This is a genomic window from Deinococcus apachensis DSM 19763, assembly GCF_000381345.1.
Taxonomy (GTDB): Bacteria; Deinococcota; Deinococci; order Deinococcales; family Deinococcaceae; genus Deinococcus; species Deinococcus apachensis.
In genome coordinates, this window is the sequence record NZ_KB906398.1 from 242877 (window position 1) to 269214 (window position 26338).

At 70.1% G+C, this 26338-nt stretch carries 23 protein-coding genes; 11 read left to right on the forward strand and 12 right to left on the reverse strand.

What is annotated here, in order from left to right; genetic code table 11:
• Window positions 1–51: 51 nt before the first annotated feature.
• Window positions 52–1362 carry an NPCBM/NEW2 domain-containing protein gene (locus F784_RS24350; protein ID WP_019584886.1) on the reverse strand — a complete coding sequence of 437 codons (1311 nt, stop codon included), beginning with the start codon at window positions 1360–1362 and terminating at the stop codon, window positions 52–54.
• Window positions 1363–1641: 279 nt separating this feature from the next.
• On the opposite strand from F784_RS24350, the gene argJ reads away from it, so the two are divergent.
• The 3 genes from argJ to F784_RS0101350 all read left to right on the forward strand — a co-directional run bounded on the left by argJ (window position 1642) and on the right by F784_RS0101350 (window position 4431).
• Window positions 1642–2820, forward strand: coding sequence for a bifunctional glutamate N-acetyltransferase/amino-acid acetyltransferase ArgJ (argJ, locus tag F784_RS0101340; protein ID WP_425387097.1), 1179 nt, complete (start codon window positions 1642–1644; stop codon window positions 2818–2820).
• A gap of 61 nt (window positions 2821–2881) precedes the next feature.
• Window positions 2882–3634, forward strand: a complete 753-nt coding sequence (locus F784_RS0101345) for a tryptophan-rich sensory protein (protein WP_019584888.1) — start codon at window positions 2882–2884, stop codon at window positions 3632–3634.
• 17 nt (window positions 3635–3651) lie between these two features.
• Entirely contained in the window at window positions 3652–4431 is a 780-nt protein-coding gene (locus tag F784_RS0101350; RefSeq protein WP_019584889.1) for a hypothetical protein, read from the forward strand.
• A 78-nt stretch (window positions 4432–4509) separates the two neighbouring features.
• Here F784_RS0101350 and F784_RS0101355 read toward each other — a convergent pair whose 3' ends face one another.
• Window positions 4510–5571, reverse strand: a complete 1062-nt coding sequence (locus tag F784_RS0101355; protein ID WP_019584890.1) for a peptidylprolyl isomerase — start codon at window positions 5569–5571, stop codon at window positions 4510–4512.
• 119 nt (window positions 5572–5690) lie between these two features.
• On the opposite strand from F784_RS0101355, the gene F784_RS0101360 reads away from it, so the two are divergent.
• On the forward strand, window positions 5691–6755 hold the full coding sequence (locus F784_RS0101360; protein WP_019584891.1) for a lipid II:glycine glycyltransferase FemX: 1065 nt from the start codon (window positions 5691–5693) through the stop codon (window positions 6753–6755).
• 9 nt (window positions 6756–6764) lie between these two features.
• Here F784_RS0101360 and F784_RS22130 read toward each other — a convergent pair whose 3' ends face one another.
• The 4 genes from F784_RS22130 to F784_RS0101380 form a co-directional block, all read right to left on the reverse strand.
• On the reverse strand, window positions 6765–7151 hold the full coding sequence (locus tag F784_RS22130) for a VOC family protein (RefSeq protein ID WP_019584892.1): 387 nt from the start codon (window positions 7149–7151) through the stop codon (window positions 6765–6767).
• Window positions 7152–7202: 51 nt separating this feature from the next.
• Window positions 7203–7937: an AraC family transcriptional regulator gene (locus tag F784_RS24355; protein ID WP_019584893.1), complete on the reverse strand. Its 735-nt coding sequence runs from the start codon at window positions 7935–7937 to the stop codon at window positions 7203–7205.
• A gap of 35 nt (window positions 7938–7972) precedes the next feature.
• Window positions 7973–9241: an MFS transporter gene (locus F784_RS0101375; RefSeq protein WP_040382290.1), complete on the reverse strand. Its 1269-nt coding sequence runs from the start codon at window positions 9239–9241 to the stop codon at window positions 7973–7975.
• A 154-nt stretch (window positions 9242–9395) separates the two neighbouring features.
• On the reverse strand, window positions 9396–10052 hold the full coding sequence (locus F784_RS0101380; protein ID WP_019584895.1) for a GNAT family N-acetyltransferase: 657 nt from the start codon (window positions 10050–10052) through the stop codon (window positions 9396–9398).
• 161 nt (window positions 10053–10213) lie between these two features.
• Here F784_RS0101380 and F784_RS0101385 point away from each other — a divergent pair, with 161 nt between their 5' ends.
• The 6 genes from F784_RS0101385 to F784_RS0101410 all read left to right on the forward strand — a co-directional run bounded on the left by F784_RS0101385 (window position 10214) and on the right by F784_RS0101410 (window position 16155).
• Window positions 10214–11353, forward strand: coding sequence for an acyl-CoA dehydrogenase family protein (locus tag F784_RS0101385; RefSeq protein WP_019584896.1), 1140 nt, complete (start codon window positions 10214–10216; stop codon window positions 11351–11353).
• 166 nt (window positions 11354–11519) lie between these two features.
• Window positions 11520–12677 (forward strand): ABC transporter substrate-binding protein, encoded by a 1158-nt coding sequence (locus tag F784_RS0101390; RefSeq protein ID WP_019584897.1) that lies wholly within the window; start codon window positions 11520–11522, stop codon window positions 12675–12677.
• Between the two features lie 83 nt (window positions 12678–12760).
• Window positions 12761–13735: a branched-chain amino acid ABC transporter permease gene (locus F784_RS0101395; protein WP_019584898.1), complete on the forward strand. Its 975-nt coding sequence runs from the start codon at window positions 12761–12763 to the stop codon at window positions 13733–13735.
• A gap of 1 nt (window position 13736) precedes the next feature.
• Complete coding sequence (locus F784_RS0101400; RefSeq protein ID WP_019584899.1) at window positions 13737–14669, forward strand: branched-chain amino acid ABC transporter permease; 933 nt, start codon at window positions 13737–13739, stop codon at window positions 14667–14669.
• 5 nt (window positions 14670–14674) lie between these two features.
• Window positions 14675–15445 (forward strand): ABC transporter ATP-binding protein, encoded by a 771-nt coding sequence (locus F784_RS0101405; protein ID WP_026332174.1) that lies wholly within the window; start codon window positions 14675–14677, stop codon window positions 15443–15445.
• On the forward strand, window positions 15445–16155 hold the full coding sequence (locus F784_RS0101410; protein WP_019584901.1) for an ABC transporter ATP-binding protein: 711 nt from the start codon (window positions 15445–15447) through the stop codon (window positions 16153–16155). The genes F784_RS0101405 and F784_RS0101410 overlap by 1 nt, the downstream gene beginning before the upstream one ends.
• Before the next feature lie 241 nt (window positions 16156–16396).
• Here the strand turns inward: F784_RS0101410 and ftsY are convergent, their stop codons facing one another.
• Genes ftsY through F784_RS0101425 form a run of 3 tightly spaced genes read right to left on the reverse strand, consistent with a single transcriptional unit; the run spans window position 16397 to window position 19705 of the window.
• Window positions 16397–17353, reverse strand: coding sequence for a signal recognition particle-docking protein FtsY (gene ftsY / locus F784_RS0101415; protein ID WP_019584902.1), 957 nt, complete (start codon window positions 17351–17353; stop codon window positions 16397–16399).
• Between the two features lie 36 nt (window positions 17354–17389).
• The gene (locus F784_RS0101420; protein WP_019584903.1) at window positions 17390–17653 is read right to left on the reverse strand and encodes a glutaredoxin family protein; all 264 of its coding nucleotides are present in this window, start codon (window positions 17651–17653) and stop codon (window positions 17390–17392) included.
• A 3-nt stretch (window positions 17654–17656) separates the two neighbouring features.
• The gene (locus tag F784_RS0101425; RefSeq protein WP_019584904.1) at window positions 17657–19705 is read right to left on the reverse strand and encodes a protein kinase domain-containing protein; all 2049 of its coding nucleotides are present in this window, start codon (window positions 19703–19705) and stop codon (window positions 17657–17659) included.
• A gap of 278 nt (window positions 19706–19983) precedes the next feature.
• Between F784_RS0101425 and F784_RS0101430 the strand changes: the two genes are divergently transcribed.
• Window positions 19984–21798, forward strand: coding sequence for a hypothetical protein (locus F784_RS0101430; RefSeq protein ID WP_019584905.1), 1815 nt, complete (start codon window positions 19984–19986; stop codon window positions 21796–21798).
• 25 nt (window positions 21799–21823) lie between these two features.
• Here F784_RS0101430 and F784_RS0101435 read toward each other — a convergent pair whose 3' ends face one another.
• Genes F784_RS0101435 through F784_RS0101445 form a run of 3 tightly spaced genes read right to left on the reverse strand, consistent with a single transcriptional unit; the run spans window position 21824 to window position 26089 of the window.
• Window positions 21824–23065 carry a low temperature requirement protein A gene (locus F784_RS0101435; protein WP_019584906.1) on the reverse strand — a complete coding sequence of 414 codons (1242 nt, stop codon included), beginning with the start codon at window positions 23063–23065 and terminating at the stop codon, window positions 21824–21826.
• Window positions 23066–23659, reverse strand: a complete 594-nt coding sequence (gene ruvA / locus F784_RS0101440; RefSeq protein WP_019584907.1) for a Holliday junction branch migration protein RuvA — start codon at window positions 23657–23659, stop codon at window positions 23066–23068. It abuts the gene before it with no gap.
• Window positions 23660–23698: 39 nt separating this feature from the next.
• A complete protein-coding gene (locus F784_RS0101445; RefSeq protein WP_019584908.1) occupies window positions 23699–26089 on the reverse strand; it encodes a glycoside hydrolase family 15 protein in 2391 nt (796 codons plus the stop codon).
• Window positions 26090–26338 lie beyond the last annotated feature (249 nt).

A 26338-nucleotide genomic window follows, 5' to 3' on the forward strand; every position in this document is an offset into this window, starting at 1 on the left:
GGGAGGGTCGGGGCTACCACTTCCCCCGACCCTCCCGTTCCTCAGCCCGCTTCAGCGCACGACATTCCAGGTGACGCTCCTGGCTTGGCCGTAGAACGGAGTTCTGTACCCCTGGAAGTCATCGACGAACACATAGAAATCCTGCTGGAGACTGTCGACTCCTTCAGGGAGGTCCGGGTTTAACGTGAAATTGAAATCCCGGCGCATCGTCCCGCCGTCTCCCGAGGCTGAGCCGACTGGAGTCAGCGTGAAGGAGGTTTCGTCACAGCTGACATTGGGAGCGCAATTGAGGTCAATGGGGAAAGGGCCGTCCAACGGCGGGGTGACTTTGACAGTCAGGGTGAGGCGCCGCGTCTCCCCGGGGCGGCCACTTAACGTGGCGGGCTCCAGGGAGGACTGGATCTGGAGCAGCTTCTCTGTGATGGTCAGGGGTGTGCTGGCGACGTCACGGCCGTCCACGCTGGCGACCAGGAAATACGTGGCTGTGAGGGGATCGTCCCCGTCCTGGATGTTCGGCAGCTCTGGCGCGGCGATCACGATGTCCCGGGTCACGGGAGTCTCCCCGCTGTTGGGGAGGTCCACGGAGGTCGTCCACAATTCCAGCCCCGTCGTGCGGCCGGGTTGAACCTCAAGGCGCAGGTTCACCGGCCCGTAGAGGTTGCGGAAGGTCGCCTTGACCGTGGCGCTGTGCTTGTGGAAGATCGACAGACTGTCCGGAGCCAGCGTGATGTTGGGTGTTCTGGGCGCCTCACAGTAGACCCTGGGGATGGCCCAGTCGGCGTGGTCGTAGTTCTTGCCGTTGCCCGCGTCCGTGACGACCAGGCGCAGCTCCTGCTGCCCCTTCAGGTCGACCGCCACGTGCTTGGTAGCGCTTGCTCCCGTCATCACCCCGCTGTCGTAGGCTTTTACCCCGTCCAGGTACACCTGGAAGACGACGCTGCCGCGGTTGCCCACCTCATCGTCCACCCCGATGTCGGCGGTAAAACGGGTGCACACGGCGCCGGTCCCCTTCAGGTTGTAGCGCAGCTCACTGGCCGCGTGGGTGCCGAAGCCCCGCGCATAGGTCTTGCCACCCAGGGTGAGGGGACGGCCATCCCCGGGCCGTTGCTCGCCATTGGAGCGGTCAATCTCGATGGGGCCCCAGCCGTTCCTAGCGGCGAGGATCGGTTCGAAGTAGAGGTTGTTCTCCCCGGGCGTGAGGCTGAGCGTGGAGAGCTTTCCGGCCGGGGCAGTGTATTCCCACGGGTAATCGGCGCCGTTCGCGTAGGGATCAGGGGCCTGCATCTGGGGTTGAGTGCAGGCGACGAGCAACAGGGTCAGGCTGCCGCCCAGCCACAGGCGGCCGGAGTTACGCTGTTTCATGGTGTTCTCCCCGGAACCCACAGTGAGAGGTCGCTCCAGAGCTACTGAGTAATAAAAGGTGGGTTAAGGGCATCGTGCCCTTTTGTGAATTTATTTGCATTTAGAAAACCTTCACAGAGCGGGACCGTTCGCTCTCACCGTGAGCAAATTGGCCACCCTGAGGACCAGATGCCGGACGGAACGCCGAGGGAGCCCTCAGCCGAAACACGGTCGACATTCCCCGAAACGGCAGGGCGAGAAGGGCCCGAACTCTTCCTCCTCACCCGCTACCATGCGTCCATGATGGAGATGGGAATGAACCAGCCGAGTCCCGCCTTACCCCAGGGGTTCCAGGCGGCGGCGATGAGTGCGGGCATCAAGCCCAGCGGCAGGACGGACCTCTCGTGCGTGGTGAGTGACGCTGACTGCACCTGGGCCTACGCGGGCACCCGCAGCACCACGGCGGCGGCCTGCGTGACCCGCAACCGCGAGCTGTACCGGGAGGGCGGAGCGGTGCGGGCGCTCCTGGTGAATGCCGGGAATGCCAACGCGGCGACCGGGGCGCGGGGGCTGCGCGACAACGTGGACATGGCCGACGCGCTGGGTAGCGTGCTGAACATGGACGCCGACGCGGTGCTGACGGCCAGTACGGGCATCATCGGGCACCCGCTGCCGATGGACCGGGTGCTGAGCGGCGTGGAGCATCTGCCGGAGGAGCTGGGCACGGGCGCCGCCCCCTTTGCCGCGGCGATCATGACGACTGACACGCGGCCCAAGCTCGCCGAGGTGACCCTCAGCACCGGCGCCCGCATCGTGGGCACGGCCAAGGGCAGCGGCATGATCCACCCGGACATGGCGACCATGTTCGCCTTCGCCTTCACCGACGCGCAGGTGGACGGGGAGGTGCTGCGTGCGGCCTTTCCCACCATCGTGAACCGGACCTTCAATGCGGTTACGGTGGACGGGGACACGAGCACGAACGACATGGCCGTGGTGCTGGCGAACGGGCGGGCGGGCGACGTGGACCCCGCCGAGTTCCTGACGGCTCTTGAAGGCGTGATGCGCGACCTCGCCCGGATGATCGCGGCGGACGGCGAGGGGGCCACCAAGCTGCTGACCGTGCGGGTGAACGGCGCGCGGACGGAGGCCGAGGCCCTGACCGCCGCCCGTACCTGCTGCGTCAGCCCCCTCCTAAAGAGTGCCGTCCACGGCAACGACCCCAACTGGGGCCGGGTCATCATGGCGGTCGGGCGCAGCGGCGCGGCGGTGGACCTGGAGCGGATGACCGTAACTGTGCAGGGCCACCCAGTCTTCGCGGGCAGGCCCCTCCCCTACGACGACGCGGCGGTGAGCCAGAGCATGCGGGCCCAGGAGGTTGTGTTCGAGATTGACCTGGGCGTGGGCGTCGCGTCGGGCGAGGCCTGGGGCTGCGACCTGAGCGCCGAGTACGTGAGCATCAACGCGGACTACACGACCTGAAGCTCCGGCAGACGGTCACCCTTCCGACAGCCGCGCGCACGGCAGAGGGTCACACTGGGGCATGACTGGAATTCGCCGCCAGATCATCCTGCTCGTCGCCACCGCCGTGACGCTGGTGATGAACTACCTCAGCAACGCGCTGCCACTGTTCGGCAACAGCAACAAGGAGGTGAGTGACAGCCTCCCCAACGCCTTCACGCCCGCCGGGCTGACCTTCGCGGTGTGGGGGCCGATCTTCCTGGGGCTGCTGGTGTTCGCGGTCTACCAGGCACTGCCCAATCAACGTGGGCCGCGGTACGACCGCCTGGCCTGGCCCTTCCTGCTGGCGAACGTCCTGAATGTCTGCTGGTTACTCGCCTTCCAGAGCCTGAACCACGGCGTCAGTGTGGTCATCATGCTGGCGCTGCTGGCGAGCCTGATCGAGTTGTACCTGCGGATTCGCGGGATAAGGCTCCTCGGGGCCGAGCCGCTGACGCTGGGCCTGCCAGTCAGCCTCTACCTGGGCTGGATCAGCGTGGCGACCATCGCTAACATCACCGCGTTCCTGGTCAGCCGGGGAGTGACGGCGGGGCTGCTGGGGCTGGGCGGCCCGGCGTGGTCAGCGCTTCTGGTCGTGATCGCCGCGCTGATCGGGGTGTTCTTCCTGGCGCGCTTCCGGGACTACGCCTTCGCGGCGGTGCTGCTGTGGGCTTTTTATGGCGTGTACGTCGCCCGGCCGGACGTGACGGCGGTGGTGATCGGGGTGGCCCTCGCCGCGGCCCTGGTGCTAGTCGGCGCTGTCCTGACCGCCCGGCGTCCGCGCCCGCTGCTGTGAGGGGGAAGAGGAACACCATGACGCGCTCCTCCCCCACCGCCTCAGCGCTGGGCCGCCCGCTGGTGCCCTCGGTGCCGTCGAACCGCTTCGCCGCGGGGGGATTTGTGGTGGGCACGCTCGCCGCCCGGCTCCTGGGCCGGTCCTGGTGGGAGGCGTTGGAGGTGGGCGAGGCCGCCTTCCTGGCCTGGGCCACGGCACGGGAACTCGACCCCGACCACCCCGAAACGGCGAACGCGGCGCTGCCGGTCGCGGCCCTCGTCGCCCTGACCGACAGGCCGCCCGACCCGCTGGCGGGGTTCGCGGTACTGAGCGGCCTGCGTGTCCTGGCGGCGACCGTGGGGCAGCGGCCCACGCTTCCCGATCTGGTCGCCCTCGCGGGACAGGCTGGCCTGGCGGCCCGGCGAGGGGAGCAGGTGAGCGCCCTCGTCCCGGGAGCGGCCCTGGCGCTCTCGGCCTCGCGGGCGGACCCCTTTCGGGCGACGACCGGGGCGGCGAGGATCGTGGGGGCTGCGGGCCTGCTGCCCCGGCGGCGGGAGGGGCGCGGGCGGAGCCTCGCGGCGGACGTGCTGGTCCTCGCTGCCCTGGGCCTGGCGGGTGCCCTGACCGCGCCGGAAGCGGTGCGCAGCCGGTGCGACCGCGCGCCCCTGCCTGTCCCCGGCGACCGGGTGAGGCTGGCGCGCTGGGTCGCGGTGGGGAGCCTGGGGGCGGGCCTGCTGGGCGGGCAGACCCGTTCGCTCGTGCCGCTCGGCTCGGCGGCCCTGCTCGTGGGCCTGCGCCAGGCGAGGCGGGGAGCGTAGGCCGGGCCAATAGGAGGGGGGAGCGGCCCACTCGCCACTCCCCCTGTTCCCATGTCCGGTTATCCTCTTCCGGCCTGTTTACTTGCTCGCCGGGGCCGCCACCAGGGCCTTGTTCGTGGTCACACTCAGGCGGGCGACCTGCGCGTCGAGGTACTTCTGGGCGGCGTCGCGGGCGAGCTGCTCGCGGATCAGGGGGGCAGCTTCCGTGATGGGGGTCAGCCCCGCCTCGTTGCGCTGGGTCACGACCAGCACGTGCCAGCCGTACTCGGTCTGCACGAGTTGCGGCTGGTTCAGGGGACCACCGAAGGCCGCCTTGTCGAAGGCCTCGACCGTGTCGCCGGGAGCAATGCAGCCCAGGTCGCCGCCCTCCTGGGCGCTGCCGGGGTCCTGGCTCTTCTCCTGGGCGATCTTGGCGAAGTCCGCCCCGCCCTGCACGTCGCGCAGCACCGTCTGGCCCTCAGCCTGGGTCTTGACGAGGATGTGCTTCACGCAGGCCTGGGCCGGGCGATTGAAGGAGGCCCGGTTCAGGTTGTAAAAGCTCTGCACGAGGGCGTCGCCGAAGGTGAACCGCTTCTTGACGTTGTCCAGGTACGCCTGCACGACCGCCTGGCGCTCCAGGTCGGCGCGCAGGTCGGCCTCGTTCTCGTACCCGGTCGCCTGAAGGGCCTGGGCGAACTCCGCATCGCTGGAAAAGCCCTTGTGGGCATCGGCAAGCTGCGCGTCGACCTGCGTCGCGGGCACCTGAGTGCTGCGGCGGGCGAGCTGATACACGGCGCGGTCGCGGGCGTACTGGGTTAGGTAGTCCGCGCGGGCGTCGGCGAATTCGGCGAGCATGTCGGGCGTGTAGGGCACCCCCTGCGAGTTCAGCACCCGCGCCACCGCGATGCGGAAGGCCCGCTCGTAGTCCGCCAGGGTGTAGCTCTCGTCGCCCACCCGGGCCACGACGGCCTGAGCGTTGGCGGGGGCCGGGGTGGTGGCCGGAGCTGCCGGGGCAGGAGTCGTCTGTGCCGGAGCGGTTTGCGCCGGGGCGGGCTGGGCCGGAGCTGTCTGAGCAGGCGCCGTGGGGGCGGGGGCGGGCGTGGTCTGGGCGAGGGCGGCGCCGCCAAGGAGAAGCGCGAGCGTCAGAAGGCTCTGTTTCATTCGCCCACTGTAGCGTCCAGGACGCCGGGTGAACTGTCGGCTGAGAGACGGGTGAACGTCGCGCCGGGCAGGCCGACTCGCCCCGGCAGCCTCTCCCACCCCTGCTACAATCCCCCCCGATGCGCCTGACCCTCGTGCCCACCACCGATTCCCGCGCGTACGACGACGCGGTGCGTTCGCTCCCGATCACCAGCGCCCTCCAGGGCTGGGGCTACGGCGAGGCGAGGCGCGTGCTGGGTCAGGTGCCCATGCGGTTCCTGATTCAGCGGGGCGGGCAGACGGTCGGGGCGCTGCAACTCCTTCGCAAGCGGCTGGTGCCGGGCTTTTCCACCCTGTACGCCCCGCGCGGCCCGGCGCTGGAATCGCTCGACCTGCTCCCGGCGGTGGCCGAGGCGGTGCGGCAGGTTGCCCGGCCAACAGATGCCCTGCTGAAGATCGAACCCCCCTCCCCCATCCCCGCCATTGAGGGCGTGCCCGTTCCAGGCGAGTACGGCCCCTTCCGCCGGGCCGAGAGCGAGCAGCCCGAGCACACGATCCTTGCCGACCTCACCCGGCCGGAGGAGGAGCTGTTTTCAGGCCTGCACTCCATGGCCCGCCGCAACGTGCGCGCCGCGCAGAAGCTGGGCGTGGTGGCGGGTCGGGACGACGACTTCGAGGCCTTCTGGGAGATCTTCACCGCGACGAACGAGCGCGCCCAGCTCGGCGCCTTTCCCCGCGCCTACTACGAGACGATGCTGCACGAGGGGGGGGCCCACGGCGGCGAGGCGTACATCGTCCTCTCGCGGTACGAGGGGAAGGCGCTCGCCGGGGGCTTTTTCCTGGCGATGGGCACGGGCACGTACTACCTCTTCGGTGGCAGCGTGCGCGACGACCGCACCCACGCGGACGGCACGCCCTATAAGGACGCCAAGGCCCCCGACGCCTTCTACTGGAACGCCATGCTCGACGCCAAGCGGCGGGGCTACACCCTCTTCGACTTCTGGGGCATTCCGCGCAGGCTGGACGAGGAAAAGCACTCCTACGGCGTCTTCAAGATGAAGCTGAAGTTCAGCGAGCAGCGCGTGTGGTATCCCGCCTATGACCTGAACCTGAACGCCGCTGCCCCCGCCATCGTGAGGGCGTTGCGCTGGCGCAAGACGCAGAACAACCTCAGGAAGCGGGGAAGCGCCGAGGACGTGCTGTAGGGACAGGCGCTAGCGGTTCTCCGCGCTGAGCGTGTAGACGACCAGATGGTGGCCGTCGGGGTCGCGGGCATCGAAGGTCCGGCCAAAGCCCTGCTCCCGGATGGGCGTGACGAAGACCCCGAGTTCGGTCAGGGCAGCGTGGATGGCCTCCAGGTCCTCCGTCTCGAAGCCCAGTTCGACCGATCCCGGACCCTCGCGCTTAGCGGGGTCCTCGGTCTCCTCGGCCTTGAGGCTCAGGGTGCAGCCCGGGGCGTCCAGGATCAGCATGTGGGGCGGCGCCGAGCGGCGGGCGTCCATCACCAGGCCGAAGGCCCGTTCGTAGAAGTCTCGCGCCCTCGCCACGTCCTGCACAAGCAGGTTGACGTTGCTGAGCCTCGCCGCAGAAGTCGTGGTCATGGGGGAAGGGTGCCACGGCGCCGCCCCGCCCGTCTTGCACAAAAACGACCGTCAGGCCCCGAGGTGCCGCGCGAGGCGTGTGGGGGACAGCCCGGCAAATGCCCTGACCTCCCGGGCGAAATGGGCCTGGTCGGCGTATCCGAGGTTCAGGGCGAGTTCGGCGAGCGGCGGGACGGGGGGCCGGGCGAGCGCCGCCACCGCCGCCCGGAAGCGGGCGAGGCGCTGGAACCCCTTGAGGGTCATCCCCAGTTCCTCCCGGCTCCGGCGCTGGAGTTCGCGGGCCGAACATCCCGCGAGGTCCTCCAACTCGGGGAGGTGGAACGCCAGGGGCGCCCCATAGAGGTGACGGACTGCCCGTTGCAGCGGGCCGGGACCAGGAAAGCTGTCTGCTCGGCGGTGGAGCCAGAACTCCGCCGCCTCCACCGCCCCTTGAAGGTCACTCGCCCGCAGCCGGTCCACGACCTCGGGGGCCGCGCCGCCTGCCGAGCCCGCCAGCATCTCGGCATACAGGGCGGGCGGGGTCCACGGGTACAGCCGAACGCGGAGTGTATTTCCCACACCCACATGGCAGGTCAGGGGCCGCCACTGGAGGCCCGGGGTAGAGACCGCACCCGCACGCCAGGTCCTCCCCGCAAAAGTGCCAAACTCCAGCGGAGCAGTGCTGAACACGAGTTCGACATGGGGATCAGGCCACAGGTGCCTGGGCGGGGACACCCCGTGCTGGCCCGCCGTGAGGCTGTGAACGAGGGGGGCGAGACCGGGACCGGGCGGTGAGGTGAGGTGCATGGGCGCTCCTTATCCCGGCGAGCCGCAGCCTGGCCCTACGACGTGGGCTGAGCCCGCCGGGCAGGTGCCGTGACCCCCAGCGCCAGCACCGCCGCCGCCCCCGCCAGGATGGCCGCCGCGATCATGGCCGCGCTGTAGCTGCCCAGCGCGTCGCGGCTGAGCCCGCCCAGCCAGGAGGCGAGTGCGGCCCCCACCTGATGCGAGCAGAAAATCCAGCCGTAGACCGTGCCCACGTTGGCCCGCCCGAAGGTGTCCGCCGTCAGCGCGATGGTGGGCGGCACCGTGGCGATGTAGTCGAGACCGAACAGCACCGCGAACAGCGTCAGGCTGTAGCCGGGCGGCACGAACGGCAGCAGCGCCAGGCTGATCCCCCGGAAGGCGTAGTACAGCCCCAGCAGAAAGCGTGGGTCTGTGCGGTCGGTGAAGTACCCGCTGGCGAGCGTCCCGACAAAGTTGAAGACGCCCATCACGGCGAGCATCCCCGCCGCGAAGCCCGGCGTGAGCCCCAGGTCGCCGCAGTACGCGATGAAGTGGGTACCGATGATGCCGTTGCTCGTCGCCCCGCAGACGAAGAAGGTGATCGCCAGCAACCAGAAATCGCGGTGCCGTACCGCCCGCCGCATGGCGAGGTGGTCGGGCTGGGGCGCGGCGGTCACGGGCGCGTCCGGCGTGGGCGCATCACCGTCCGGCCTGAGCCCCACTTGCGCTGGGCTGTCGCGCAGCCACCACCACACCAGGGGGACCAGCAGGGCCGCCGCCACCGCGATCAGCAGGGCGCCGCCCGTCCAGCCACGCGCCCCGGCCCAGCCTGTCAGCAAGGGGATGAACAGCAGTTGCCCGGCGCTGGTCGCCGCGCCGAAGAGCCCCGTGACGAGACCACGTTGCCGCACGAACCAGCGGGTCGCCACCGTCGCACCCAGGACGCTGCCGACCAGGCCGGTACCCAGGCCACTCAGCAGGCCCCAGGTCAGGTGCAGGCTCAGGGCCGAGTGCGCGAGCGTGCTCAGGGCGAAGCTGAGGGCGACGAGGGCGAGGCCAGCGGTGGCGACCCGGCGCGGCCCGTAGCGGTCCATCAGGCGGCCGGACAGCGGGGCGGCCAACCCGAAGACGAGCAGCCCCAGGCTGACCGAGAGCGAGAGGGTGCCGCGGCTCAGGCCGAGCGCCTCCTGCATCGGCACCAGGAACACCCCCGGCGCGCTGCGTGCCCCGGCCGCCAGCAGCAGGGCCAGGACGGTGACGCCCACCACGACCCAGCCGTAGAAGACCCTCGGTGTGCCGGTGCGCGGGGGCGTTCGCTGGCTCATCCCCGAATGATAGGCCCCGCGCCCGGGGGGACGGGGCGCCGCTGTCTGGAGTGGGAAGCCGGGGACGCCCGACACCTCCGCTCCCTCCACAAGCATCAGCCCCAGGGCGGTGGCGTGCGGTCGAGGAGCATGAGCCGTCCGGGGAAGTCGGGCGTCATGCCGTTGCCCCACCAAGGTCGAGGGCCATCGTGAGCTGTTCTTCCGGCTGCCCGGTCCAGGGGGTCCAGAGAGGCGTGCGCCGCGCCGCCCACTCCCGGAAGCCGCGCCGGGTGTAGAGCCCGACGGCAGCGACGTTGCGGCGGGTGGTCGAGAGCTGGACACCGGGAACCCGCCGGGCGCGCAGCTCGGCCAGAAAGGCGTCGAGGAGCGCCCCGCCCGCTCCCAGCCCCCGCGCGGACGCGAGCAGGTTGAGGTGGAGGTGGGCCGGATAGCGGTCGGCGGGGGGATGCGGCACCCCGTAGCGCACCGAGCGCAGCAGGTAGGTCAGCGACGGCCACGCTCCCGGCAACTGCCCCCGAAGCAACTGCCGAAAGAGCCCCGGAACCTGCGCGGCAATGGCGAGGGTGTACCGGCCCGGGTCCACGCTGCCCAGGATGTACCCCACGACCTCCTCCCCCCACAGCGCGACAAAACCCACGCCACCCGCTCCGGGTCGGAGGTACGGCGCCACCCACAGCGCCGCGAACAGCGGGCGGCACGGAAAGAAACGCTCGGCACTCTCCCCGAAAAACGCCGTCTCGTAGGCCACGCGCGCCAGGGCCGCCGAGTCGGTGGGCTGGACCGGGCGCAACGTGAGGCGGTCGTCGGGCATGGGTCCAGGGTAGTGCCAGGCTCTGCCGCCGAGGGCGTCCCGGAGGGAGGAACAGCGGCGGGGGCAGCCTCTCGCCCATGTTAAATTGAACCGAGTCCAGAGACCTGATTGTTTCCGGCCGGGAAACTGTCCGCGGCCAGCCCCACCCCAGGAGTGTTCCCATGATCGACTTCACCCTCACCGACGAGCAGAAGCAGCTTCAGCAACTCGCCCGCGACTTCACCCGCCGCGAGATCATCCCCATCGCCGCCGAGTACGACCAGAAGGAGGAACTGCCCTGGCAGGTGGTGGAAAAGGCCTTCGAGGTCGGCCTGCTCAACGCCAGCGTCCCCGAACACGCGGGCGGCCTGGGCCTGGGCATGCTCGACGAGTGCCTGATCGGCGAGGAGATCGGCTACGGCTGCATGGGCATCTACACGATCCTGATGGCCTCCGAGCTGGGCATCACGCCGATCCTGGTGGGCGGCACCGAGGAGCAGCAGAAGCGCTTCCTGGGTCCGCTGACGGAAAAGCCCAGCCTCGCCGCGTTTGCACTGTCGGAACCGAACAACGGCTCGGACGCCGCCGCCATGCACACCACCGCTGTCCTTGACGGCGAAGAGTGGGTCATCAACGGCACGAAGATGTGGATCAGCAACGGTGGCGTGGCGGATATCACGGTGGTCTTCGCCACCACCGACCGTCAGGGCGGGCATAGGGCGACGGTCGCGCTCGTGGTGCCCAAGGACGCGCCGGGCTTCTCGTACAACAAGATCAAGCACAAGATGGGCCAGCGGGCCTCTCTGACCTCGGAACTCGTGTTCGAGAACGTGCGGGTGCCAAAGGAAAATCAGCTCGGCGGGCTGGGCGACGGCTTCAAGATCGCCATGAAGACACTGGACAAGACCCGCATTCCGGTTGCCGCCGGATCGGTCGGCATCGCCCGCCGCGCTCTGGACGAGAGCGTGAAATACGCCAAGGAGCGCGAGGCGTTCGGCAAGCCCATCTCCAACTTCCAGGCGATCCAGTTCAAGCTCGCCGAGATGGCGATGGGAATCGAGACGGGCCGCCTGATGTATATGAAGGCCGCCTGGCTGGTGGACCGCGGCCAGACGCACAGCTACGAGAGCGCGATTGCCAAGGCGTACTGCTCGGAGATGGCCTTCGACGCGGCGAACGAGGCGATTCAGGTTCACGGCGGCTACGGCTATGTGGGCGAGTACCCGGTCGAGAAGCTGCTGCGCGACGTGAAGCTCAACCAGATTTACGAGGGCACAAACGAGATTCAGCGCGTGGTGATCAGCCGCAATCTGCTGAAGTAAGCACGGCCCACAGGGCAGGGCAAAACGAGGAGTCGAGGAAGCACTGGGTCACCCCGGTGCTTTTTTGGGTGGATTCCCGCTTGACTTCCCCCCGGCCCCACCGGATAGTGAACGGACCTTCAATCCAGTCTCACGAGCGGCCCTGCCGCTCAGCAGAGGAGCATCCATGAAACGCATTGCTTTGACCGTGGCCCTCGGTTTGATCACTTCCGCCCAGGCGCAGAAAGTGCAGACGCCCATTCCCATCGGTGTGGCGCTCGCCCAGACGAGCAACACCGCCCTGCTGGGGCAGGAGCAGGTGATCGGCGCGCGGCTTGCCGAGAAGTTCATCAACGCCCGTGGCGGGATCAACGGCACGCCCATCAAGCTGATCTTCCAGGACGCCGCGGGCGACGAGAACAGCGCCATCAACGCCTTCCAGAACCTGATCACCAAGTCGGCTGTGGTGGGGATCGTGGGGCCGACCCTCTCGCAGCAGGCGTTCGCCGCTGACCCCATCGCGGAGCGGGCGAAGGTGCCCGTGCTGGGGCCGAGCAACACCGCCAAGGGCATCCCGCAGATCGGGAACTTCATCGCGCGCGTGTCGGCGCCGGTTGCGGTCGTCGCGCCCAACGCCGTCAAGCAGGCGCTCAAGCTCGACTCCAAGATCAAGAAGGTCGCCGTGCTGTACGCGCAGAATGACGCCTTCTCGACCTCTGAGACGGGCACCTTCCAGGAGACGGCCAAGGCGCAGGGGCTGGACGTGGTGACGGTGCAGAAGTTCCAGACGACCGACACCGACTTCACCACCCAGGTCACCTCGGTGCTCAACTCGGACGCCGACCTCGTGATCATCTCCGGCCTCGCGGCGGACGGCGGGAACCTCGTCAAGCAGCTCCGGCAACTCGGGTACAAGGGCCTGATCATCGGGGGCAATGGCCTGAACACCTCCAACATCTTCCCGGTCTGCCAGAAATACTGCGACGGGGTGATCATCGCGCAGGCGTACAGCCCCGCACAGGCCAGCGCCGCCAACCAGCTTTTCGTGAAGGAATACCGCGCCCAGTACAAGAAGGACCCGCCGCAGTTCGCCGCCCAGGCCTACGCGGGCGTGCAGGTCATGACGGATGCGCTGCGGGCCATCGACCGCCGCAAGAAGCTCTCGCAGTGGGACCTGGACGACCTGCGGGTGGAGCTGAACAGGCAGATCCTGGCCGGGAAATACAACACGCCGCTGGGCGAGCTGCGTTTTGACAAAGAAGGCGAGATCCTCCAAAAGGAGTTCTACGTCGCCCAGATCAAGATGAAGGACGCCAAGAACGGCTCGTTCGTGTACCTGAAGTAAGCGGTCAGCGGTCAGCCGCCAGCCATCAGCAGAACCAGAGCTGATCGCTGGCGGCTGAAGTTTGAAAGCCTCCTGGAGCGCACATGGAAGTCAGTCAAATTATTCAGAACCTGCTCAACGGCCTCGCCATCGGGAGCGTGTACGCGATCTTCGCGCTGGGGTACACGCTCGTCTTTTCCATCCTGGGCATCATCAACTTCGCTCACGGGGCAGTCTTTACTCTGGGCGCGTACTTCACGTACACGCTGGTGGTCGGGCAGTTCGAGAACAACGGGCTCCTGAAAGGCATCAACCTCTTCCCGAACGGATCGCCGCTCTCGGGGAATCCCTGGGTGTTTGCGCTGGCGACGTTAATTGGGGCGGTGCTCGCGGGGCTGGTCGCCGTACTGATCGAACGCCTCGCCTTCCGTCCAATGCGGGCACGCGGGGCCGATCCCCTGCTCGCGCTGGTGAGCAGCCTGGGTGTGGCGCTCGTGATCGTGAACCTGATTCAGCTCCTGGTGGGGGCGGAGATCTACAACTTCCCCTCGGACGCGTACGGGCAGGTGCAACCGGCGCTGAGCTTCCATGTGGGCGAGCGGGTTGTCATCATCCGCACTGTGCAGGTCATCATCTTCGCGGTCAGCCTGGTGATGCTCGCCGTGCTGGGCTACGTGATCGGGCGGACGAAGGTGGGCAAGGCGCTGCGGGCGGTGGCGGAGAATCCGGGAACGGCGAGCCTGCTGGGCATCAGTGTGGACCGCTTTATCCTGATCACCTTCTTCCTGTCGGGGTTTCTGGGCGGACTGGCGGGGACGCTGGTGGGCACGGCGTTCGGCGTGGCGGGGCCTTACTTCGGCGTGACGTATGGGCTCAAGGGGCTGGCCGTCATCGTCCTCGGCGGCCTGGGCAGCATTCCGGGGGCGGTGGTCGGCGGTCTGGTGATCGGACTCGCCGAAGCTTTCGTACCCTCGCAGTACAGCGCCTACAAGGACGCCGTCGCCTTCGCGCTGCTGTTCGTCATTCTCCTCGTGCGGCCTCAGGGGCTGCTGGGCCGCGCCCAGATTCAGAAGGTGTGATGTGGGCGAGTTTCTGAGCCAGTACGGCTTCCTGATCGTCACGATGGTGCAGGCGGGGCTGCTGGGCCTGAGCCTGTACTTCCCGCTCCAGGCGGGGCAACTCAGCCTGGCAAGTCCGGGGTTCTACGCGGTGGGCGGGTATGTCGCGGCGATCCTGCTGACGGGTCCGGCCTTTTCCGGGCTGCGCGACTCCCTGGGAAACGGCATGTTCCCGCTGACGTGGCTGGCGGCAGCGTTGATCTGCGGCGTTCTTGGGGTCATCGTCGGTGTGCCCGCCCTGCGCCTCCGCGGCATTTACCTCGCGCTCGCCACCATCGCGTTCGTGGAAATCCTGCGGGTCGTGAGCCTGAACCTCGCTATTACCGGCGGGGCCATTGGCATCTTCGGGATTCCGCAGGCGTTCGGCTTTCAGGACCGCTGGCAGTACATCTGGCTGTTCGGGCCGCTGCTGGTCCTCACGCTGCTGTTCGCCCGGCAACTGGAGCGGTCGCGGGTCGGGCGTGCCCTGCGCGCTATCCGCGAGGACGAACTCGCCGCCGACGCGATGGGCGTGCCGCCGACTCGTTACAAGGTCCTCGCCTTCGTGATCGGCGCGGTCCTGGCCGGAATCGTGGGGGCGATGAGCGCGCCCTTCCTGAATACCTGGAACGCCAAGCAGGGAACTTTCGATGCCTCCATCGCCATCCTGGCCTTCGTGCTCATCGGCGGCTCGCGGAACCTCTGGGGACCGGTGGTGGGCGGGGCGCTGCTGACGGCCGTTCCCGAACTCCTGCGCTTCCTGGCCGATTGGAGACTGGTCATCAACGGTCTCGTGCTGGTGGTGGCGAGCCTCTATCTGCCGCAGGGGATCGTGGGGGCGCTCCAGCGGCTGCGGCGCACGCCTCCTCCTCAACGTCCGCCCTCCGTGGCCGAGGTGAAGGGGGGAACCTCGTGACCGCCATGACGACCGAGCGGACGACCGTGCTGGAGGCGCGCGGTCTGACCCGGCGCTTCGGCGGCCTGGTTGCGGTGAACGACGTGAGCTTCGACGTGCGGGAGGGTGAGATCTTCGGGCTGATCGGGCCGAACGGGGCGGGGAAAACGACGCTCTTCAACCTGATGACGGGCCTGACGCCGCCCAGCAGCGGGACGCTGAGCTACCGGGGGCAGGCGGTGACCGGCCTCGCCCCGCACCGCATCGCTGCCCTCGGGATGAGCCGCACCTTCCAGAATATCCGGCTGTTCCGCGCCCTCTCCGCGCTGGAAAACGTGAAGATCGCGCAGCACGTCCGCACGGGGGCGGGGCTGTGGGCGGGCGTCTTCGGCACCGCCCGGGCGGAGGAGCGGCGGGTGGAGGAACGCGCCTGGGCGCTGCTCGACCTTGTGGGGCTGGCGGACCGGGCCGGGGAGAGCGCCGGAAATTTCAGCTACGGCGACCAGCGGCGGCTGGAGATCGCCCGCGCCCTGGCGACCGAGCCGCGCGTACTGCTCCTCGATGAACCGGCGGCGGGCATGAATACCGCCGAGAAGGGCGGGCTCACGGCGTTTATCCGCCAGGTGCGGGACCGCTTCGACCTCACCGTGCTGGTCATCGAACACCACGTCCCGCTGGTGATGAACCTGTGCGACAGGGTGGCGGTGCTGAATTTCGGGCAACTCATCGCGGTGGGCGACCCGGCGACGGTCCAGCGCGACCCGAGGGTGATTGAGGCCTACCTGGGGGGCGAATAATGGCGCTGCTGGAGATCGAGAACCTAAGCGTGAACTACGGCGCCATCCAGGCGGTGCGCGGCCTGACCTTGACCGTGGAGGAGGGCGAGGTCGTCACCCTGATCGGCGCGAACGGCGCGGGCAAGACGACGACGCTGCGGGCCGTTTCGCGGCTGGTGCGTCCTCGTGAGGGTCGCATTCTCCTCGCCGGACGGGACATCACCCGTGTGGCGCCCGATGAGGCCGTGCGGCTCGGCATCGCCCAGAGCCCCGAGGGACGGCAGGTGCTGGCGCGGCAGAGCGTGCAGGACAACCTGGAGTTGGGGGCCTACACCCGGCGCAGCGCCGCGGAGGTCCGGGACGACCTCACCCGGATGTACGAACGCTTCCCCCGCCTCGGAGAGCGCCGCCACCAGCTCGCGGGCACCTTATCTGGCGGCGAACAGCAGATGCTCGCCATCGCCCGCGCCCTGATGAGCCGCCCCCGCCTGCTGCTCCTCGACGAGCCCTCCCTCGGCCTCGCGCCCATCATCGTCCGGGAAATCTTCACCATCATCCGCGAGCTCAACGAGCAGGGCGTGACCATTCTGCTGGTCGAGCAAAACGCCCGCCTCGCCATGCAGTCCAGCCACCGGACCTATGTGCTGGAGGCGGGGCAACTTACCTTGCAGGGGGACAGCGCGCGGCTGGTGAATGACGAGCGGGTGCTGCACGCGTACCTGGGGGGGTAAAAGGCAGAACGAGAAGGGGGAGTCCAGTGGGAGGACTGCCCTTTTCGTCTGCCCTCACCGCAACGGAACAAGCCCACCGGCAAAGCAAAAACTTCTCCCCTTGGAGGGAGGCTGGGAGGGAGTGAACGGCACGACCCCAGTGCGGTCAGCAGATGAGGCAATCCATCTTGCGCTGCTCGCGCGCCCTCACCCCAGCCCTCTCCCACGGGGGAGAGGGAGAAAACATCTTCCCCGCCGCTGCTCAGGCCTTCGGAATCTCCACGTCGAACAGCGCCCGCACGAATTCCTGGCTGTCGAAGGGTTGCAGGTCGTCGGCGCGCTCACCCACCCCGATGAACTTGATGGGCACGCCGAGTTCGCGGACGATGGGCACCAGGATGCCGCCCTTGGCCGTGCCGTCGAGTTTGGTAACGATCACGCCGGTCAGGGGGGTGGCCTCGTGGAACTTCTTGGCCTGGGCGAGGCCGTTTTGCCCAGTGACGGCGTCGAGGACCAGCCATACCTCGGTGGGCTCACCGGGATCGGCCTTGTCGATCACGCGGCGGACCTTTTTCAGCTCCTCCATCAGGTTGTGCTTGGTATGGAGGCGCCCGGCGGTGTCCACGAAGAGCAGGTCGGTGCCGCGGGAAGCACGGGCGGTGGCGGCGTCGAAGGCGACGGCGGCGGGGTCGCCCCCCTCCGGCCCCTGCACGACGGGTACGCCCAGGCGCTCGCCCCACACGCCGAGCTGCGCGCCCGCCGCCGCGCGGAAGGTGTCCCCGGCGGCAAACATCACGCTGCGGCCCCGCTCCATGTAGTACTGGCCCAGCTTGGCAATGGTCGTGGTCTTCCCCACCCCGTTCACGCCGATCACCATGACGACGTGGCCCCGGGGATCCACCACAGCCCGGCGCGCGTCGGGGGTGAAGCCCAGCTTGCGGAACTGCGCGCGGCGGGCGTCGGGCTCCAGTTGCAGGGTGAGGGCCTCCATCAGGGCTTCCTGGAGGTTGGGCTTGTTGCTCGCCCGCACGTCCTCCAGGATTTCCTCGGTGGCGGCGCGGCCCACGTCGGCGGCGATCAGGGCGTACTCCAGGTCCTCGATGGAGTCGAGGCGGTTCGTGAGGGTGTTCCGCAGGTCCTGGCCGAGATTCCCGGCCGTGTCATTGATCTGCTTGCGGGTCCTGCTCAGCCCGTCCCGCAGGCGCTCTAGCCAACTCATGATCACACCATAGCGCCCGGGTGGGGGCGAGGAAGGTCAGCCTCGTCCTGCTCCGGCCTCGCGCAGGAGTTGCAGCTTGAGGGCGCTCAGGCGCCCCTTGCCCAGCACGCCCTTGAGCAGCACTCGCTCGCCCAGCGCGAGCACCGGCACGTCGTCGCCGTAGCGGGCTTTCAGGGCCAAGTCACCATCCACGTCCACCGCCTCGTAGCGGTAGTCCAGCGCCCGCAGCCCCTCCTCCGCCTGCTCGCACAGGTGGCAGCCCGCGCGGGTGTAGAGGGTCAGGGTGGGCAGGCGGGACAAGGGCTACACCCCCACCGGGACGGGGCGGGCCACCAGCGTCATCGCCTGGACGGGAGCGTACATGTCGCGCGAGGCGAGGAGGTCCCCGGCGGCGCTGTACGTCCGCAGCACCTGGCCGCCCTGCCGCACTGCGTAGACCTGCCCCTCGGCGCTGACCTGGAGTAGCCACGGCGCCCCTTCCGGCTCGCCCACCAGCGTCTCCAGGGCGAAGGTCGAGCCCGGCGTGCCGTCCGCCTCGATCTTGCGGACCTTGCGGGCCACCCCGTCCACGATGTAGACGGCGCCGAACAGGTCCACCGCCAAGCCCTCCAGGTCGCGCAGCGCGTCGCCGCCCCGGTCCACCCGGAAGGCGTAGCGGCTGAGGTACTCGCCCTGGGCGGAAAAGCGCTGCACCTCGCGGTTGCCGCTGTCGAGGACGTAGATCTCGCCGTTCGGGGCGGCGACGATGGCGCGCGGCCCCTCGAAGCGGCCCTGGCCCGGCCCGCGCCCCCCGAAACGACGGACGAAGCGGCCCGCCGCGTCATACACGACGACGTGATGCGCCTCGGCGTCGAGGACATAGACGTGACCGCGCGACACGGCGACCCCGACGGGTTGCAGCAGGTCGCCCTCGCCCAGGCCGTAGCCGCCGAACGCGGCGAGTTCCCGGCCGTCCGGCCCGAGCTTGCGGACGAGCGCCCCGGCGCGGCCCTGGCGGAACTCCAGCAGGGTCAGGTACAGGTTGCCGTCCGCGTCCGAGGCGAGGGCGTTCGGGGGGCTGGGCAGGCCGCCCTCGGCGGCGGAGAGGTCGCGCAGGCTCAGACGCAGCTTGCCGCCCAGGTCGAGCAGCCGCAGGGCGCCGCGCTTCTCGCCCACGCTCATCGCCAGGGCGACGGGGTCGGTGAACACGTCGTCGCCCAGGACCCCGGCGTCCAGCCGGGCAATCACCTCGTCCAGGGTAGGGCGGCCCGCGGGGTCTTTCTCGATCATGTGCAGGATCAGGTCGCTGAGCTTGCCGGGCACCTCCAGCCGCACCTGCTTGGGCGGCTTGGGCGTCTCGAAGACCTGCTGGTGGACGACCGCCTCGTAGCTCCCCTTGAAGGCGGTCTGGCCAGTCACCATCTCGTAGGCGAGGAGGCCCAGGGAATACACGTCGCTGCGGGCGTCCACCCGGTGGCCCTTGGCCTGCTCGGGGGCCATGTAGATCGGCGTGCCCACCCGCGCGCCCGTCATGGTCAGCCGGGTGAGCACCTTGCCCACCGCGATGCCGAAGTCCATCAGCTTGACGCCGCCCTCGCGCAGCCTGCCGTCGACAAAGGCCCCCTTCATCACCATGACGTTGGCGGGCTTGATGTCGCGGTGGACCACGTTCTGCATGTGGATGTGCCGCAGCGCGTCGGAGAGCGCCCGCAGGAGCTGGGTGCTCTCGGTAAATTCCAGGGAGCGGGCCTCCAGCAGCGCTTCCAGGCTCTCGCCGTCGAGGAACTCCATGGCGATGTAGTGCTCGGGATCCTCCATACGGTAGTCGTACACCCGCACGATGTTGGGGTGGCTGAATCTCCGCAGCACCTCCGCCTCACGGTAGAAGCGCCGGACGAACTTGGCGTCGGCAAGGTACTTCTCCTGCGGCACCTTGAGGGCCACGGTCCGCCCGTCGCTTTTACGCCGCGCCCGGTACACGCTGCCCATCCCCCCGACCCCCACGCGGCCCAGCACCTCGTAGTCCTGGAAGTGCAGGTCGGGCACCGTGGACCCGGCCGAGGTGGGGCGCGGCGGCGGGGGACCGGCACGGCCCACCCGCACCGAGCGGCCCGTGCCCGGCAGCGGGAGCGCCCCCAGCGTGAAAGGCGCGCTCCCCAGCAGCACGGCCGCCACCACCAGCACGCCCTGCGCGCGGCCCAGGCTTCCGCTCTGCACGGCCAGCACGGCGAGGGGCACCGCGAGCCCCAGCGCGAGCAGCGTCACGGCGAGCCGCAGGGTCCGCTCGCCCGCGCGCACGGTGAGCAGCAGCCCCACCACGAACAGGCCCGCGAGGAGCAGCGCGTTCAGGAGCAGGTTCGGGAAGGCGGTCACGGTCGGCCCCCGCCGGGGAGGGGCAGGCGGAACCGGGGCGGGGCGGGGCGGGCAGGCATGCCCCTCTGTTATACCTGGCCCCCCTGTCGGGCGCCTTACACCGGCCCCCGACGTGAGAAAAGCGGGGGCGGGAGGAGGGGGCGGGGTGCCTATACTGACCGGGTGCGACGGCTTCCGCGAAATGAAGGACCCCCCGGGAGAGCGCCGGAACGTCCCTCATCCTTCCCCCTGCGGCCGGGCAGTTCCCGTACCCGCCCATGGCCATTCCCGGAGCCCGCATGACCTACTGGGCCGAACTCGTGGAGCTGTACGAGTACAAGGTCGCGGACGCGCTGGGGAGCCGCGTGCCGCGGGGAGGCCGCCGGTCCCTGGCCGAGCTGCGCGAGGTGCTGCTCGCGGCGCCCCTGGAACCGGCCCTCTATCACCGCCTGCTGGCGAGCGAGCGGCAGTACCGTGCCCACCTGCGGGGGGGTGGTCTGGTGGAGGCGACTCCCGCCCGGCCCCCCGCGCCCCGCCCGCCCGCCGCGGAGGACGTCCACCCCACCTGGACCCCCCCGGTGACCAGCGGCGCGGCCGAGGCCCACGCCTGGGAGGAGCTGCGGCAACTGGCCTGGTACGCTGGGCTGCGGACGCGGCTGCTGCACCTGGGCCGGGCCCTTCAGGCCAAGCCGGAACGTCCGATGCTCCGCACGCTGTACGCCGTGGTCGAGAACGCTGGCCGGGAGGCGCGCGGCGTCGCCCAGGAGCTGGCGGTGCCCGCCGCGCACGATCCGCTGGTCTCCCTGCACCAGCCGGAGGTGACGCGCGACCTGATGCTGACCCTGGCGGATGGGCTGCTCTCTCCGGGGGGCCGATCACGCCTGCGCGCCGCCCTCTCCGCCGTCCACGAGGCCCCCTTTCCCCGCCACCCCGACGAGGACGTGTTCGCCGCGCGGCTGGAGGCGGCCGAGCGCGAGCCGCTGGCGCCGGGAGCCCGGGCCGCGCTGATGGACGCCCTGCGCGCCTCCTTCCCGCAGGCCCGCGACCCCCGCGAGCGGCCCGCGATCCGGGAGGCGGCCCGACGTCTCCAGCAGGGGCTCGACGAGGTGTTGGCGGACGCGCCGGGTCCCGGCCTGGGGACGCTGCCGGGCCGCAGCATCCTGTATGCCGCGCACGCCGAGGCCGCGTTGCCCGAACCGGACGATGGGGCGGCCGAACTCGTCATCCACCTCGCCGGGGGGCAGGCGGCGCGCTGGCGGGGGCTGGACCTGCGCTGGCAGCCGGTCGGGCCGAACTGGCAGCTCCAGGTGGACGGTCAGGTCGCCCTGCTTCGCCCGGACCGCTCCCCCGCCGAGCGGCTCCTCACGCTGACGACGCCGAACCTGACCCTGCACGGCGCCCTGAGCGGGGCCTACCTGCTCCTCCGGGCCGAGCCCCGCTCCGCTGCGGCGCTGGGGCGGCTGGCGGCGCAGGTGCGGGTCGTGGCGCTGCTGCTCGACCCCACCGAATACCACGCGAACCTGCGGCTGGCCCGCGCGGCCGTGCAGTTCCTGCGGGACGGGGCGGTGAAGGCCGCCTCCCTGGGTCCCGGGAGTGCGGCGCGCTACTTCGAGGCGCCCGAAGGGACCCTGCTCGCCCTCACGCGCAAGGGGGCCGAGGGGCTCACCGCCCGCCTCTCGCGCCTCACCCCCGCTGGGGCGGACGCCGCGCTGCGGGCGAGTGCCGCCGTCCTGGGCCTGAGCGCCGAACGCGCCCGGCGCCTGCACGAACGGCTGCACGCCGCCGCCTTCATCCCCGAGGACCTGCCCGAGCCGCAATCCCTGACCCGGGTGGAGGTGCCGGGGGACGGGCGGTTCGTCAGCGTGGACCTGGGCGACGAACCGCTGGCCCTGCGTGCCCTGGGCCGCACCCTCACCCTGCGCCTCGACCACCGGGGGAACCTGCTGGCCGTCCAGAGTGGACACCCCCCCGCCGTCCTGGGGGACCTGCTGGTCCTGCGCCGTCCCGAGGGCCAGATTCTGCTCGTCCGTCAGGGAACGTGGCTGGGTGTCGCCGCCGGGCCGACGGAGCAGGGGAAAGAGGCCCCGGGGAACGTCCAACCCTCCTCTGCCTGAGGGGCGTTCCGGGGCCGTCTCAGCTTCAGATCGGCGACCCCGACGCGCCCAGCCGCTCCTCGATCTGCCCCAGGCGCCGGGTCAGGGGGTCGGTGGCGACGATCAGGGCGAGGGCCAGGGTCATGGCGGCGACGGCGGCATGCAGCGCGAGGGTGCCCAGCCCGCTGAAGGCGAGACCCCCGGCGGCCATAGCCCCGAGAGACAGGGCCAGTAGGCTGCGGTCGAACCGGGTGCGGTGCGCGGTGAGGCGCCGGGCATTCCAGCGCAGCAGGGCCAGGGTGAGGAGCGCCCCGGTCAGCGGCCAGGCCACGAGGGCGCGGTTCACGGCGTCGTGGTCGGGTTCGGTGTCCCCGATGCCGTGCCCCAACCCCACGCCGAGCATCACCACGCTGACCGTGAAGGGCAGGTGGCCGTACAGCCAGGCGAGGAATGCGCCTACGCGGCCCACCCGGTGGGCGAGGGCCACGGGCAGGGCACGGGCCTGGTCGAAGTACAGCCGCCACAGCGCGACCGCCGCGACAATGGCGAACAGGGCGGCCCCCAGCGAATCCCACGTCAGGTCCCGCTGCCGACCCCCCGTGACGACCTCGTTGACGACCCCACCCAGCGCGATGATCTGGAGGAGACCGACGCGTTCGGGCAGGTGCTCCTGGTGCGGCAGGGCGGCCCCCTGGCGCTCGCGGATCACCAGCGGCGTGAGCAGGTCCACCGCGAGGGCCACGCACCACGTGACGAGTTGCGCCGTTCCCCCCAGCAGCGCGCTCCCCAGCCAGAGCAGCGCCCCCAGCCCGTACCCCGCCGCGGTGGGCCGGGCGAAGACGGCGGTGTCGGGGTCGCGCCGCAGGGTGACGAGGTACATCCCGACCAGGATGAGGCGGTTGGCCCCGTAGGCGAGAGCGAAGGCCTGGCCCGTCTGGTCGAGGTCGCCGCGCTCGGTCAGCGCGATGATGCCCAGCGTCACGAGTTGCAGCAGGCTGCCCCAGCGGTACACCCGCCGGTCGTTGCCGTAGCGGGCGGCAAACGTCGTGTTGCCCGCCCAGGCCCACCACACCGCCGTGAACAGCAGCAGGAAGATGCCGACGTTCGCCCCGCTGGGCGTGTCCCCCAGCCGCTTGGCGAGCTGGTCGAAGGCCACCACGAAGATCAGGTCGAAGAACAGCTCCAGCCAGGTGACCCGCTGCTCGTCGGTGGGGGACGTGCCGGGGGAGGCCTCTTCCCGCGGGGCTCCGTCCTCGATAGTGAGGCTGTCGGGCTGGCCGTGCGTCATCTAGCGGAGCTTCCCCAAACCCCGGCGGATCAGCGCGTCGGCGCTCTGGGCGGGGTCGGCGGCGAGCAGTTCGGCCACCACGCCCCGCACCTGCCCCTCCCGGAAGCCGAGGGCGAGCAGGGCCTCAATGGCGTCCCGGCCCGCCGTGCTGTTCACCGGGGCGGCCCTGGCCCCCGTGGTCGGCGCCGCAAGGTGTTCGGGAACCTTGTTCTGGAGTTCCAGGACCAGCCGTTCGGCCGTCTTTTTCCCCACACCGGAGACGCTGGAGAGCAGCTTCACGTCACCCGTGATCAGGCCCTGGGCGATGGCACTGACGGGCATGGCCGAGAGCAGGGCCAGGCCCAGCTTCGGCCCGACGCCGCTCACGCCCGTCAGCAGGTCGAAGAGGCGCAGGCTGTCGGCGTCACTGAAGCCGAACAGCAGTTGGGCGTCCTCGCGCACCACGAAGCGGGTGTTGAGTTCGGCGGGCTGGCCCGGGGTGAGTTTCCCCAGGGTGGAGGCGGGGCAGAAGACCTCGTACCCCACGCCCCCAGCGACGATCACGGCGCTCGCCTCGCGCACCTCGCGCACGACGCCACTCAGGTAGGCAATCACACCGGGATTCTAGGGGGCGCAGCCCGGGGGGAGGGGCGCCTATCCCCCACTCCGCGCCGTGAGAGAGGTGCGGGGCGTGTCCTGCCCCAGCCGGATCACGTGGTCCTGCCCCTCCCACCCCGCCTCCCCCCGCCGGGTGAAGTTGAGCAGGTGGTGGCCCTCCAGCTCGGCGGGGCTGAAGCTCACCCCCCACAGGCCGAAGGGCAGGGGCAATGCGGCCCGCTCCCGCACGTCCTTCCAGCCGTCGAAGCCGGAGTGGAGGGTGAAGGGCCGCGCGTCCTCGATCAGCAGCAGCAGGCCGGGTTCGAGTTGCGGAACGGGCGCGGCGGGGCGCCAGTGCCGGACCTCGGCGGGAAGGGGCTCGGCGTAACGTTCCTCCACCTCGCGCAGGAGTTCGGCGGGGCGGCCCGTCTGGGAGGCCTGCAGCAGCTTCAGGAACTCGGCGTGCGCCCACAGCAGGGGCATCGCGCTCCCGTTGGGACGGCCCGGGAAGAGGCCACACTCGGGGAGCGGCGGGCCATTCCAGACCTGCTCGGGCAGCAGGCCGCCCGGGCTGGAGCAACGCAACAGGGCGTCCAGGTACGGGGCCGGGTCCTCCCCCATCTGGAGGGCGAGGTGGCCGCGCTCGCCGGTGAGCAGGGGCCACAGCCGCCCGCACCCGTGCCCGTCGTAGGGCGAACCGTCGTCGTGTTCGCCGTACCCGTCGTCGTTGTAGCGGTGGTAGAAGGTTCCGGTGGGGGTCTCCTCGGCCAACAGGTGATCGACCACCCGCACGGTGTCCCGGATGCGCGGGTCGTGCGCGGAACGCAGCCCCAGCCGCGGCAGGTACGAGAAGTCGAGGCTGACGAGGGCGGATGCCTCGACCGTTTTCCCCTCGCGGTTTTGCAGCATCACCTCTCCGGTCAGGGCACCGTCGCGGGTCGGGGGGGCGAGCCGCACGTAGTAGCCCTCCACCCCCAACTTGCGGCTCAGCGGCGTATCGGTCACGTAGCAGAAGCTCTCCAGCCGCTCGTTCCAGTCGTCCGCCAGCCCCAGGGCGTAGTGGCGCTCGTCCTCCTCCAGCCACCCCGCCCCCGCCACGAGCGCGGCGATGGCGACCGCCAGGGTGAAGGGGTTCACGCCGGGGTTCTCCTCCCAGCGGTCCTGGTCGCTGGTGGGGCCGGTGCGGGCCACGAAGGCGAGCGCCCGGCGCACCATGTCGCGGGTGCCCTCCAGTTCCGGCTCGCCCTCCTCGCGCAGCCCCGCGGCCAGCAGGACCGGGAAGGCCGTCTCGTCGAGCTGGATGCCGTGCCAGAAGGGTTGACCGTCAGGATAGTAGTTCTGGAACCAGTGGCCGTCGGGCTGCTGGTTGGCGATGAAGCCCGCCAGCACCCGCCGGGCGTCTTCGCGCTGATGACAGGCGACCAGGGCGAAGGCCGCCAGCGTGGCGTCGCGCGGCCAGACGAGGTGGTAGCCGCCCAGCGTGTCGGTGTAGTTCCCCCATGGGATGCTCAGGCTGGCGACGAGGGCGCCCGGATAGGTGCGGTCCTCGTGAATCTTGAGGACGGTCGCGCTCAGCACCGCCTCCGCCTCCAGTTCCGGGCTGGAACCGCCCAGCTTCAGGGCACTTCCCCAGTCCTCCCAGGCGTGGAGGAAGGCGCGGCGGGCGGGTTCGTCCCCCTCGGCGAGACTCGCGCGGGCGAGCCCCTGAGCGCCCTGCGCGCTCTCCGCGAAACCGAGCGCCAGCAGCCCGGAGGGCTCCACGAGTTCGGCGGAGAGGGCCACGTTGCCGTTCTCCGCCCGCTCGTACGCCCAGGTCAGTCGCCCGTGCGCGTGGAGGTCCTGCCAGCCGTCGGAAAAGCCGACGTACCCCGCGCTGAGGTGCGTCATCGGCCCGCCCGCCAGCAGCGCGAGCGCCCGGTCTCCGCTCACCGCCAGCAGCCGTTGCCCCTCCACCCAGGCCACGTTGCCGTGCCCGGTGGAGGTGAGGTGGGGGGCCAGCACCAGCGCCAGGCGGTAGGGACCACTCAGGGCGTAGCGGATCAGCAGCACGTCGCGGGTGGGGTCGGGCAGCACCTCCAGCGCCAGCTCGTAGTCCTCGCCCCGGTGGATGATGGTGGGAAGGGGAAGGTACGGCTTGGGCATGGAGAACACGTACCGCCGCGCCCGCGCCAGGTCCACCCAGCCCGACTCGCCGATGAGGTAGAAGGTCAGGTCGCGGATCTGCGGCTGCCCGGTGGAGGGCCAGTACACCTCGTTCAGTGCCCCGTGGCCCCCGGTGACCCACAGCCGGGAGGCGCCGCCCAGCGCGGTCGTCACGAAGTCCTTGTCGCTGCTCGCCCAGGTCGGCGGCAGGCCGGGGGCGAGGCCCTGGGTCGGCACCTCCTCGGCGGGGGAAGTCTGGGACGGCAGTTTCTGGTCGGGAAGGTCACGGGTCGGCGAGCTGGTCATGCTGCCCCCTCCTTACTCGGCGGGTGGGACGGTCGGTGACGGGCGGCCCCTCGTGTGGCCCTGCGTCATGGATTCCGTCTCTTTTCCTGTCCCCTCACCGTACTCCCGCCATACGCCAGGTTCCAGATGCAGGAGCCTTGTCCAACCGTTACACTGGGTCCATGACCATCACTTTCACCGTGATGATGCGAATGCCCCCGCGCTCCTGACGCATCTGGGGTTCGCGGGGCGGTGCCGGAGAAGGGACGC

Bases quoted from the DNA above. Each gene is read 5' to 3' on its own strand.
- F784_RS0101360 (WP_019584891.1), top strand. From the start codon at position 5,691: ATGCGCCTGACCCTCGTGCCCACCACCGATTCCCGCGCGTACGACGAC.
- F784_RS24350 (WP_019584886.1), bottom strand. From the start codon at position 1,362: ATGAAACAGCGTAACTCCGGCCGCCTGTGGCTGGGCGGCAGCCTGACC.
- F784_RS0101435 (WP_019584906.1), bottom strand. From the start codon at position 23,065: ATGACGCACGGCCAGCCCGACAGCCTCACTATCGAGGACGGAGCCCCG.
- argJ (WP_425387097.1), top strand. From the start codon at position 1,642: ATGATGGAGATGGGAATGAACCAGCCGAGTCCCGCCTTACCCCAGGGG.
- F784_RS24355 (WP_019584893.1), bottom strand. From the start codon at position 7,937: ATGCACCTCACCTCACCGCCCGGTCCCGGTCTCGCCCCCCTCGTTCAC.
- F784_RS0101410 (WP_019584901.1), top strand. From the start codon at position 15,445: ATGGCGCTGCTGGAGATCGAGAACCTAAGCGTGAACTACGGCGCCATC.
- F784_RS0101350 (WP_019584889.1), top strand. From the start codon at position 3,652: ATGACGCGCTCCTCCCCCACCGCCTCAGCGCTGGGCCGCCCGCTGGTG.
- F784_RS0101405 (WP_026332174.1), top strand. From the start codon at position 14,675: ATGACGACCGAGCGGACGACCGTGCTGGAGGCGCGCGGTCTGACCCGG.
- F784_RS0101380 (WP_019584895.1), bottom strand. From the start codon at position 10,052: ATGCCCGACGACCGCCTCACGTTGCGCCCGGTCCAGCCCACCGACTCG.
- ftsY (WP_019584902.1), bottom strand. From the start codon at position 17,353: ATGAGTTGGCTAGAGCGCCTGCGGGACGGGCTGAGCAGGACCCGCAAG.
- F784_RS0101355 (WP_019584890.1), bottom strand. From the start codon at position 5,571: ATGAAACAGAGCCTTCTGACGCTCGCGCTTCTCCTTGGCGGCGCCGCC.
- F784_RS0101430 (WP_019584905.1), top strand. From the start codon at position 19,984: ATGACCTACTGGGCCGAACTCGTGGAGCTGTACGAGTACAAGGTCGCG.
- F784_RS0101390 (WP_019584897.1), top strand. From the start codon at position 11,520: ATGAAACGCATTGCTTTGACCGTGGCCCTCGGTTTGATCACTTCCGCC.
- F784_RS0101345 (WP_019584888.1), top strand. From the start codon at position 2,882: ATGACTGGAATTCGCCGCCAGATCATCCTGCTCGTCGCCACCGCCGTG.
- F784_RS22130 (WP_019584892.1), bottom strand. From the start codon at position 7,151: ATGACCACGACTTCTGCGGCGAGGCTCAGCAACGTCAACCTGCTTGTG.
- F784_RS0101375 (WP_040382290.1), bottom strand. From the start codon at position 9,241: ATGAGCCAGCGAACGCCCCCGCGCACCGGCACACCGAGGGTCTTCTAC.
- F784_RS0101395 (WP_019584898.1), top strand. From the start codon at position 12,761: ATGGAAGTCAGTCAAATTATTCAGAACCTGCTCAACGGCCTCGCCATC.
- F784_RS0101385 (WP_019584896.1), top strand. From the start codon at position 10,214: ATGATCGACTTCACCCTCACCGACGAGCAGAAGCAGCTTCAGCAACTC.
- F784_RS0101445 (WP_019584908.1), bottom strand. From the start codon at position 26,089: ATGACCAGCTCGCCGACCCGTGACCTTCCCGACCAGAAACTGCCGTCC.